The 10,217-nt window shown below is 73.0% G+C and carries 7 protein-coding genes; 3 read left to right on the forward strand and 4 right to left on the reverse strand.

All coding sequences use genetic code 11. The annotated features are described in order from the left end of the window. Nucleotides 1–955: 955 nt before the first annotated feature. Nucleotides 956–1,612 carry an NADPH-dependent F420 reductase gene (locus ACWDS7_RS42480; protein WP_451933902.1) on the reverse strand — a complete coding sequence of 219 codons (657 nt, stop codon included), beginning with the start codon at nt 1,610–1,612 and terminating at the stop codon, nt 956–958. Nucleotides 1,613–1,674: 62 nt separating this feature from the next. Here ACWDS7_RS42480 and ACWDS7_RS42485 point away from each other — a divergent pair, with 62 nt between their 5' ends. Next, nucleotides 1,675–2,070, forward strand: coding sequence for a winged helix-turn-helix transcriptional regulator (locus tag ACWDS7_RS42485; protein WP_451933903.1), 396 nt, complete (start codon nt 1,675–1,677; stop codon nt 2,068–2,070). A gap of 107 nt (nt 2,071–2,177) precedes the next feature. Here the strand turns inward: ACWDS7_RS42485 and ACWDS7_RS42490 are convergent, their stop codons facing one another. From ACWDS7_RS42490 to ACWDS7_RS42500, 3 genes are all read right to left on the reverse strand, one after another. After that, nucleotides 2,178–3,341: a low temperature requirement protein A gene (locus tag ACWDS7_RS42490; protein WP_451933904.1), complete on the reverse strand. Its 1,164-nt coding sequence runs from the start codon at nt 3,339–3,341 to the stop codon at nt 2,178–2,180. Between the two features lie 277 nt (nt 3,342–3,618). Continuing rightward, nucleotides 3,619–4,416: a DoxX family membrane protein gene (locus ACWDS7_RS42495; RefSeq protein ID WP_451933905.1), complete on the reverse strand. Its 798-nt coding sequence runs from the start codon at nt 4,414–4,416 to the stop codon at nt 3,619–3,621. Between the two features lie 68 nt (nt 4,417–4,484). Next, nucleotides 4,485–6,041 carry an MFS transporter gene (locus tag ACWDS7_RS42500; RefSeq protein WP_451933906.1) on the reverse strand — a complete coding sequence of 519 codons (1,557 nt, stop codon included), beginning with the start codon at nt 6,039–6,041 and terminating at the stop codon, nt 4,485–4,487. Between the two features lie 233 nt (nt 6,042–6,274). Here ACWDS7_RS42500 and ACWDS7_RS42505 point away from each other — a divergent pair, with 233 nt between their 5' ends. Both ACWDS7_RS42505 and ACWDS7_RS42510 read left to right on the forward strand, forming a co-directional pair. Then, complete coding sequence (locus tag ACWDS7_RS42505) at nt 6,275–8,134, forward strand: tetratricopeptide repeat protein (RefSeq protein ID WP_451933907.1); 1,860 nt, start codon at nt 6,275–6,277, stop codon at nt 8,132–8,134. A 254-nt stretch (nt 8,135–8,388) separates the two neighbouring features. Continuing rightward, nucleotides 8,389–10,217: AAA family ATPase (locus ACWDS7_RS42510; protein WP_451933908.1), on the forward strand; the 1,829-nt coding region annotated here is incomplete at its 3' end.

The following is a 10,217-nucleotide window of genomic DNA, read 5'->3' on the forward strand; positions in this document are numbered from 1 at the left end:
TTGTCGCTACCGCTGCCGAGGTTTTCGTCCGTGACTGCACGTCGGTCCGCTCAGTGAAACCCGCTGGCGGAGTCCACGTAACCGCCACTATTTGCCTGGGACTCCAGGCCTTCCCTGGTCGCCGGTGTCCCCCTTGGGGCCGCGTGGACCTTCGGCGCCCTGCGGCCCCTGCCGGCCCTGCGGCCCCTGCGGGCCGGTGTCGCCCTTGGGACCCTGGTCGCCGGTGTCACCCTTGGGTCCTCGCGGACCGGCGGGCCCCGGAAAGCCCCGGGGCCCGGGCGGACCTTCGGGACCTTCGACATTCCACAGGATCCGCGTCTCGTCGATGAAGCACGTGGTGATCCCGGTGCCGAGGACGCGGGGCCTTCCCTTGGTCGGTCCGAAGGACTTCACGCAGGCGTAAACCGTTGCGGGGTCGATGGCCGGCACGGACGCCGCACTGGCCACGGCACCGGCCTGGGCGGCCGCCATCGCGACCGCGACGGCAAGCAGCCGGCTACCGAAGAGGACTTTTGATTGCTGTGCCACTCTTGTCTCAATTCTGCACGTTTTGATTGAAACGTTGCCTGGTGAATGGCCTGCGAGTCGAACCTGCGCTGCGATTCCAGAATGGCTGGACAATTCCCGATCGCACCACGTGTGCCTAGGATGTCCGTTTGAGCGAGTTTCTTCCCGCCGGATGACTTCACCAGCAAATCCGTACCCAGAAGTGGGCAGGTGACCAGAACGTGACGGTGAACAGAGATTCAAGATCGAATAACGCGCGATCCTCTTGTGGGTAGCGGTTTGGTGGCGTTAGATCTTCTGGCGCCATGGAAGGACATGGGTGCCTTTAATCTTGCCGTGGAATGTCGTCGGTGCTAGGAAATAAAGCCATCTGTTCTTCTGTGGTGGATCTGTCGGTCCGTAACTCCGTTACGCCGGTGAATGGCCGCTGTTGTGGCGGCCATTCCGGTCAGGGCCTCCCGAAGGCGAATTCCAGCGGCGGCAGCACCGCCTGGGCGTCCGCGCCGCGGAACCACAGGCCGATCATGAACGCCGCCGTCGCCTCGAGCAGCCCGGCACGCTCCAGGCCGCCGCCCTCGACCGCCACGCATCCCAGGTCCTCGACCAGTGAGCGCGTGGTCGCCAGCGCGTCGTCGTCGTCCCCGCACAGCGGTACGGCCAGCGGGGTGCCGTGGAAGACGGGTGGTGTCATCCGCCAGACGTCCTCGTGGCACAGGTTGAAGGCCTTGACGACGCGGGCGCCGACAGCGGTCGCGGCGACGCGCTCGGCCATCGACGGCCCGTCCTCCGTCGCGAGAGTGAACCGCTCCGGCACGACCGGGTTGGTGCAGTCGATCAGCACGCGCCCGCGCAGCGTCCCGCCGGCGGCGCCGGCCGCCTCCAGGACGTCGAGCGCCGCGTGATCGCGGATGGCCAGCAGCACCACCTCGCCGGCCGTCGCGGCCTCGGTCCAGGTGCCCGCGCGCGCGGCCGGGCCGAGGCGTTCGACGAGGGCGGCGACCTTCACCGGGTCCCGGCCGCTCAGCGTCAACTCGTGTCCCGCGCGGACCCACTGCGTTCCGAGCGCGTCCGCCATGCGGCCCGCGCCGAGGATGCCGATACGCATCCGTCCTCCTGTCATCTGGCTGATGTAGGAACGAATGTAGAAAACTCATCAGGCACCATCCGGTGCGTAACGCCTCAGCGATACTGGAGGACCCCGGCGTGTTCCTCGCCGACTGCCGTGCCCGGCTCGCCTTCGACCTGATCGGCAACACCTGGAGCGCCGTCGTCGTCTGGGCTCTGCGGGCCGGCCCGCGGCGTCCCGGTGACCTGCGCGAGCACATCGGGGGGATCAGCGCGAAGGTCCTCACCGAGACCCTCCGCAGGCTGGAGTACAACGGCCTCGTCTCCCGCCGCGCCTACGCCGAGGCGCCTCCGCGGGTCGAGTACGAGCTCACCGACCTGGGCCGCACCCTGGTGCCGCTGATCGAGGCTTTCGGGGAATGGGCGTTCGACCACGGAGACGAGGTCCTCGAGGCCCAGGACCAGGCTGAGAGCCTCGAACGCTCAGGACCAGGCTGAGAGCCTCGTGGCCCGGGACCATGCTGAGGTCCTCGACGCCCGGGAGCGCCGGGAGCCTCCCTGCCTCGGCCGCCGTCCGCGGCGGCCGAGGGGCGACGCCCGGTGGGTCAGTGGCCGGACGGTTCCAGAACGTGACCGCGGGGGGCTGAGCGCCGCTCCAGCACGATCACCATGGCCACCAGCGCGACCAGCGCGGTGAGCTGTGCGAGGGCCGACCAGAGCCCGAGGGCGACCGTCACCAGCGAGATCAGGGCACCGCCGTTCCTCAGCCGGTTGCCTGTGATGCCCAGGACCCGGCGGAACCAGGCGTTGCCCGCCAGGAACAGCGCGACGCCCACGGCCAGGGTGACGGCGGCGGAGGGCTTCAGTGGATCGACCGGGTGGCCGATCAGCTTCTTGACCCCGGCGGCGACCGCGACGACGCCCAGCAGAATCGGGATGTGGGCGTAGAAGTAGGCGCCGAGGATCAGCCGGGTGCGCCGGACCGGCTCGGCCCCGGCCAGAGCGTGCTCGGCGCGCGGCTCGTCGTCCCCGCCGAAGTAGATCCACCACAGGCAGGCCGTCAGCGCGAGGCCGAGTGTCGCCGCCAGGCCGAGGGTGAAGCCGATGTGCAGCCCCTTGGCGCCGATGCCGATCGCCACGATCGACTCGCCGAGCACCACGATCACCAGCAGGCCGTGGCGCTCGACGATGTGAGCGGCCTTGAGGGCGAAGCCCTTCTGCCCGATGAAGTAGGGGCTGCCCCACAGCAGCAGCACCGCGGCACCCCAGAGCAGATAGTTGTACGGCGCGCCGACGAAGCTCGCCACGCCGATCAGCGCGACCCCGCAGAGGTTGAACGGGATCACCCTGGCGAAGGCCGAGGTGGCCTGGAGGTACAGTCCGGCGTGGACGGTGATCAGCAGCAGGTAGCCGACCGCGAACGCCACGCCGTCGCCGTCGAACACCGACGGGATCGACAGCGCGACGATCATGAAACCGGCCATGCCCAGTAGGGTCAGCACCCGGCGGGCGGGCCGTACCGGGGGGACGACGTTGGTCAGCCAGGCGTAGCCCGCGTACATCCACCAGATGACGCCGAACACCAGCAGCACGCGCAGCGCGCCCTCGAGGGGCCGGCCGTCCTGCAGCCCGTCCGCCAGAAGGCTGGTGAGCTGGGTGACGGTGAAGACGAAGACCAGGTCGAAGAAGAGTTCAAGTGTGGAGACGCGGAGCTCACCCTCCGCGGGGGCGGGTTCGACCCGCTCGGTGAACCAGCCGGGCAGACGCATGCGCCCATTGTGGGGAATCAGCCGACCGTTATGTGTGTATACGGAGTTAATTATGCGGACAGCGTGATCATGTTCTCCGGTGGATCCGCCGAGCCCGGCCCGGAGCCGTGGCGAGACTGTCACCGGCGCCGAGGCAGCCCCCCTCCGCCCTGATGGGGCGGTTCCCCCTCTCCGGACCTGCGTCCGTCTCCGGATCCGCGTCCGCCTCCGGACCTGCATCCTTCTCCGGATCCGCGTCCGTCTCTGGACCTGCATCCTTCTCGGACCCGCGTCCGCCTCAGGCGCCGTCGCCGTCCCGGGCGGGACTGTCCTTCTGCCCGGCCACCAGGGTGTCGGCGCCCTGGCCGGGGTGGGAGGCGGGCTCCGGCTCGCTCGCCGTGCTGCGGCGGCGCGCCCGGGGCGGGACGGCGGGGGACTCCGGGCCGTCCCCGCCGGGCTCGGCGCCGTCCGCCGGGGTGGTCCGGGCCGGCTTCCCGACCCTGCCTGCCCGCGCCGGCCGCTCCGCCTGGACCGGCTTCCCGGCCCGGACCGGCTGCTCCGCCGTCTCCGCCGTCTCCGCTGGGGCGGACGGGGAGGGCTGGGCGGGCCTGAGGGCCTCCGGCTCGCGCAGTGCGGCGATGACGTCGTCGGCCTCGGCCTCGGCGGCGAAGTCCTCGGCGGCCTCGGCCTCGCGCCGCTTGATCACCACCATGTGGTCGACCGACAGGCGGCCCGCGCCGCCGACCGCCAGGAGGATGGAGGCCGCGCCGAGCGCCACGACCAGGTTGACGTCGCCGCCGGTCAGCGGCAGGCCCTGATCGCCGCTGGCCAGGACGAACACGGCGACGGCCTCGGCGAACAGCAGCAGCCCGCAGGCCGGTACGGCGAGCCCGGCCACGAGCAGGGCTCCGCCGATGAGCTCCATGAGCATCGTGGTGGCGGCCCAGACGCCGGGGGCGGGGGCGCCCAGGGTGGCGAACTGGTCACCGGTGGCGGTCAGCCCCGCTTCCAGCTTGTGCCACCCGTTGGCGAAGAAGATCCCGCCCACCCCCAGCCTGGCGGCCAGGGCGGCGAGATCGTGGAGGGTTCGTCGCACGGTTCCTCATTCTGGTCAGATTCCCCGTTCTTGCCCATAGATGACCGCGCGGCGGCTGTCCAAACCCGTCAGTCGGAGCTGTCCTGGTCAGCGGATCGGCGGGGGACCAGGAGCGCCACCGCCGTGGCGGTCGCGCCCAGCAGGAACACGCTCACCACCAGCGTGGTGTGCAGTCCGGAGACGAACGCGACGCGGGCCGCGGCCAGCAGCGCGCTCCCTCCGGCGCCGCCGATCTCCTGTGCCGCGTGCGCGGCGGCGGCCAGCGACTGGCGGGCCAGGGTCATCAGCTCGGGGGAGACGCCCGCGACCGGGCCCAGCGAGGGCGCGTAGACGATGGTGGTGATCGTGCCCAGGACCGCCACCCCCAGCCCGGCGCCGAGCTCGTAGGCGGTCTCCTCGATCGCGGCGGCGCCGCCCGCCCGCGACTCGGGGGTGGACGACATGATCGTGTCGGAGGCGGCCAGCAGGGTGACCTGGATGCCGAAGCCGATGCCGACGAAGCAGAGCGCCAGCACCACCGGGTGCGGCTCGGTCCCCCAGCCCAGCGGGGGGAGCAGGGACAGGGTGGTCAGCGCGAGGCCGCCGCTCATCGTGGCGCGCAGCCCGACCCGGCGCAGCAACTGCGCGCCGGCGAGGCCGCCCGCGACGGCGGCGATCATCAGCGGGAGCATGCGGACCGCGGCCGCGAGCGGGCTGTCGCCGAGCACGAGCTGCAGATACTGGGCGAGCATCAGCTCCAGCCCGACCAGCGCGAAGACCGTCAGCAGCACGGCGGCCACCCCGACGGAGAACGCCCGCCGCCGGAACAGGCCGAGGTCGAGCAGGGGGAAGGGCAGCCGCCGCTGCCTGCGCACGAACCAGGTCAGCAGCCCGGCCCCGCACAGGAACGCCACCACCCCGCCCGGATGGCCCGACCCCGCCTCCTTCAGGCCGAAGGCCAGCGAGAGGATGCCGAGCACGGACAGCAGCGCGCTGGGCGCGTCCCACGGCTGTGAGGCGCGCCGGCGTGACTCGGGCAGGATCCTGGCGGCGGCGGGCAGCAGCACCAGCAGGATCGGCACGTTGATCAGGAAGACGGCGCCCCACCAGAAGTGCTCGACGAGCAGGCCGCCGATGAGCGGTCCGACCGCGGCTCCGGCCGCCGCCACGGCGCTCCACACGCCCAGGGCGATCGCGCGTTCGCGCCGGTCGGTGAAGACCTGCCGGATGATGGAGAGCGTGGCAGGCATGATCATCGCGCCACCGACGCCGAGGAAGGCCCGCGCGGTGATGAGCGTGAGCGGGGTCGGCGCGAACGCGGCCGCCGCGGAGGCGGCGCCGAAGACGAGGTAACCGGCCAGCACCAGGCGTTTGCGTCCGTAGCGGTCGCCGAGCGTGCCGAAGGTCAGCAGCAGCGGCGCGACCACCAGCGAGTAGACGTCGATGATCCACAGCAGTTCTACCGAGCTCGGTTCGAGCGCGGCGGTCAGCGCCGGGACCGCGATGTGCAGGACGGTGGCGTCCACCGCGATCAGCAGGAGACTGAAGCAGAGAAGTATCAGGACCGGCCAGCGGCCGGCCCCGCGCGCCCGCGGATCGTTTCCGTCGAGTGTGGCGCCGGCCACGAACCCCATGGTGGTGGTCATAGGCCGCTCAGGAGTTGCCAGCCTGGACGAACATGCGTCGCAGCTTAGGCGAAGTCGGGCACTGAATGAGACGGCATCGGACGATCGGGTTCACGCTGATATGCACATCCCGTGACGGCGCGCGCGACCTCTCTAGAGAGATACAGGCATATATCCGCCATCTAGGCAAACGGTGATCGCGCACGGACCATGGCGGTCGTGGGGAGTCAGCGCAAGGCGCATGAGCCGTCGTGGTGAGCGGTCCCGTCGGACAGGACTCCGCCGAGGTCCCGTCCCCGCTGGACCCCGGTGATCCGCGCGAATGGTGCGCCGCGGCCGTCGCCTGGCTGGGCCGTGACCAGCCGGAGGCCGCGCTGGAGGCCGCCCGTCAGGCGGTGGACCGCGACCCCCGGGCCGGAGCGGAGGCCGGCTGGGGATACCGCCTGGCCAGCCTCGCCTTCGAACGGCTCGGCCGCGACGCGGAGGCCGTGGCCGCCGCCGAGGAGGCCGTACGGCTGGCGCCCGGATCCTGGGCCGCGCGGCTGCGCCTGGGCACGGCCCTCCGCCGGGTGCCGGGACGCTGGCGGGAGTCGTGGGTCCAGGCGGTCAGGGCCGTCCGCTACGCGCCCGAGGAGCCCGACCCGCACGTCCTCGTCGGTGATCTCGCGCTGCTGCGCGGCGAGCACCGCCGCGCCGAGAGCGCCTACCGCGACGCGCTGCGCCGCCTGGACGACCACCCCGGCGCCCGGGTCAACCTCGGCCTGGCCCTCCTGCGCTGGGAGCGGCCCCGGGGCCACCACGATCCCGCCTGGCCGGTCGACCCCCGCGAGACCGGCCGGGCCAGGCGGGCCATGGAGGTGTGGTCCCGGCAGGTCCGGGTCCTGCTGGCCGCCTCGCTCGCCGTGGTCGCCGCCGTGGCCTTCGGCCCCGGCATGGTCGCCGAGGCCAGGCTCGGCGGCGCGGCGGTGCTGGCCGCCGTGCTGGCGGTCACCCTCAGGCAGGCCCACCGGGTCAGGCTCTGGCCGTACGTCCCCGGCATGCTCGCCCGCGACCCGTGGCTCGGCATGTCCGTCTCGATCGCCCTGATCGCCGTCGCCGCCTACGTCGCGGCGATCGCCACCCTTCCCCGGGCGGTCCCCCCGTTCGTCTTCGGCCCGGCGTCGCCGGGCGGTGTGTGGGCGGTCCTGGCCGGGCTGGTCCTCCTCAACGGCGCGGCCGTGATCGTCCTGCGCGTGCTGATCGAGGCGTGGCGGGGGCGGCCGGTCAGGGCGCTGGCCGAGTTCACCGCGGCCCACCGGGACCGCACGGCCCGGCGGAACATCGACGTGACCCTCTGGCTGGTGGCGGGCCGCGCGTGGTCGGCGCTCGCCCTGACCGCGGGGGCGGCCCTGCTCCTGGACGGGCCGGGGTGGGCCTCCGCCGCGCCGGCCGTCCCGCTCGCGCTCGGCTGGGCGCACGCCAGGGGAGGGCTGGCCTCCTGCCTCCGCCAGGTGCTCGCCACGGACCGCTGGCTCAAGGTGGCGCTGGTCCTGCTGGTCGCCGCCTCCCTGGCGCTCGGCGCGGTGGCGGCGGTGCCGGCGCTGGGGCTCGCCGAGGTGCTGGGCGAGTGGTCCTGGTGGGCCGGGCTCGGGGCGCTGGCCGCGCTGGTGGCCGTCTTCGCCGCCAGGTCGGCCCGGGCGTGGTGGCGGGGCGTGCCGGGGCCGTGGCGGGCATCCCTGATGATGTGTGAAAACTGCGGCTCCCGGCTGCCGGGCGACGTCAGGCCCCCGGTGCGGCTCAGCGGACAGGTGCGCCGCGCCTTCACCCACGCCCGCGGCGTGGTGCTCGCCTACGCCGACCCCACCGGGCCGCGTGCCCTGGCCGTCGGCTCGGTCAGCTCGGTCGGCCCGGGCGGCGAGCTCCGCCTGATCGCCGCCGACGACGCGTGGCAGGCGGCCGAGCGCGACCCGCGGGTGGCGGTGTTCGTCGCCGACCCGCTGGAACGCCGGTTCTGGGCCGAGGTGCGCGGCGTCGCGGTCGGCGACGCCGAGGCCGCCGTGCTCCGGGTCACCCCCGAGCACGTCGTGGTGGGCGAGTATCCGGGCCGCCATCAGGGCCGCCTGCGCCCCGGCTGACAGGCCCGGCGGGCCCCGTCGCCCGCGCCCGCGCCGCCCCTTCCCGGCCGGTGACATTCCCCTGCCCGGCCTCCGGCGGCGGCGGGGTGTCTCCCGGGTCGGGACACGCCCCCGGGGGCCGGTGCCCGGACCGTAGGATTCATCCGGTCTCATCCGTTTATCTGATCGTGCCGTACGGCGGCGTGGCGCGTTGCGCAGGCACGCGCAAACGTCTTCCCGGTGCGGTATAACCGGGGGCGGACCGGGGAGGCGTGATGCGGGAACCCGACAGGGCCCGGCCGGCGGGGCGCGCGGCGGCACGGGATGCGTTCGAACAAGTCAGGCTGCGTTATTTCCGGCTTTCACCGTTCCTGCGCAGAGTGATCTACGCCGCGCTGCTGATCGGGGCCGTCGTGCTGGCGCTGGGCATGGGCTGGTCGCCGCTCGACGCCTTCCTCGTCGCGCTCGCCCTGCTCGCCTTCGCCGTGCTGACCCTGCGCTTCCCCCGCGGTGCCGCCACCTTGGTGGTGGTGGCCGCCTGGGCGCTGTTCCTGCCGGTCCTCCAGAGCCTGTACGGCGGCGTGCGGCCGCCCTCCGCGGCGCTGCTGCTGCTGGCCGTCCTGGTGGCCGGGGCCGCGCACCTCATCCGCTGGGTCCCCCCGTGGCTGACCACGCTCATGGCGCTGGCCCCCGCCGCGGTGGCCGCCCTCGCGCTGGCCCCGGTGTCGCCGGCCGTCGCCCTGTGGGCCGCGTACGGCGTGGCGGCCGCGGTGCTGGTCTACCGCTTCGTCCAGGCCCGTCAGGTCAGGGCCGCGCTGGCGGGGGCCGAGCAGCCGGCCCGGCTCCGGGCCCGCGAGGGCGGGCCGCAGGCCGCCGCCTCCGGTGAGCGGGCCGCGCCGCCGCCGATCTCGGTGGAGGAGGCCCTCGGCGAGCTCGACAGCATGATCGGCCTGGCGCCGGTGAAGGAGCAGGTGCGTTCCATCGCCGCCTCGATCGAGGCCTCCCGGCTGCGCAGGGAGGCGGGATACACCACCGATCCGCCGATGCGGCACTTCGTCTTCGTCGGCCCGCCGGGCACCGGGAAGACCAGCGTGGCCAGGACCGTGGCGAAGATCTTCTACGCGTTCGGCCTGCTGGAGACGCCCTACGTGGTGGAGGCCCAGCGGGCCGACCTCGTGGGCGAATACCTCGGGGCCACCGCGATCAAGACCAACGAGCTGGTGGACCGCGCGCTCGGCGGGGTGCTGTTCATCGACGAGGCCTACAGCCTGATCAACTCCGGCGACGGCCAGCCCGACCGCTTCGGCTCCGAGGCCGTGCAGACGCTGCTGAAGCGGGCCGAGGACGACCGCGACCGCCTGATCGTCATCCTGGCCGGATACGAGAAGGAGATGTCGGCCTTCCTGTCGTCCAACCCCGGCCTGTCGAGCCGGTTCTCCGGGCGGGTCCGCTTCCCCAGCTACCTGCCGCAGGAGCTGCTGCAGATCACCGAGCTGCTGCAGCGGCGGCGCGGCGACCGGATGGCCGAGGACGCCGCGCCCGCGCTGCTGGCCCGCTTCGAAGACGTGCACCGGCGCGCGATCGTCGACGAGCTGGGCAACGCCCGGTTCGTGCGCAGCCTCGTGGAGGCCGCCGCCCAGGCCCGGGACGTGCGGGTGGTGGGCGCGGGCGGCTCACCCACCACCGAGGACCTGGTGACCACCTCCGCCCAGGATGTCGCCAAGGCCTTCGACGAGCTCACCGTCCGCTTCCGGGGCTACCAGGCCACGCCCAGCCTGGAGGAGGCGCTCGCCGACCTGGACCGGATGGCCGGTCTGGAGCCGGTCAAGCGGCAGGTGCACGCGATCACCGCACAGCTCAAGGTGGCCAGGATGCGCCAGGAGCGGGGCCTGCCGACCCCGCCGCAGATGCGGCACTTCGTCTTCGCCGGGCCGCCGGGCACCGGCAAGACCACGGTGGCCCGCATCCTGGGCCGCATCTTCGCCGCACTGGGGCTGCTCACCCAGCCCGACGTGGTGGAGGCCCAGCGGGCCGACCTGGTCGGCCAGCACCTCGGGGCCACCGCGATCAAGACCAACGAGCTGGTGGACCGCGCGCTCGGCGG

The sequence above is a fragment of the Streptosporangium sp. NPDC003464 genome (genome assembly GCF_053588315.1).

Excerpts from the sequence above, each read along its gene's own strand:
- ACWDS7_RS42480 (WP_451933902.1), bottom strand. The coding sequence starts at position 1,612 with ATGCGTATCGGCATCCTCGGCGCGGGCCGCATGGCGGACGCGCTCGGA.
- ACWDS7_RS42490 (WP_451933904.1), bottom strand. The coding sequence starts at position 3,341 with ATGCGTCTGCCCGGCTGGTTCACCGAGCGGGTCGAACCCGCCCCCGCG.
- ACWDS7_RS42500 (WP_451933906.1), bottom strand. The coding sequence starts at position 6,041 with ATGACCACCACCATGGGGTTCGTGGCCGGCGCCACACTCGACGGAAAC.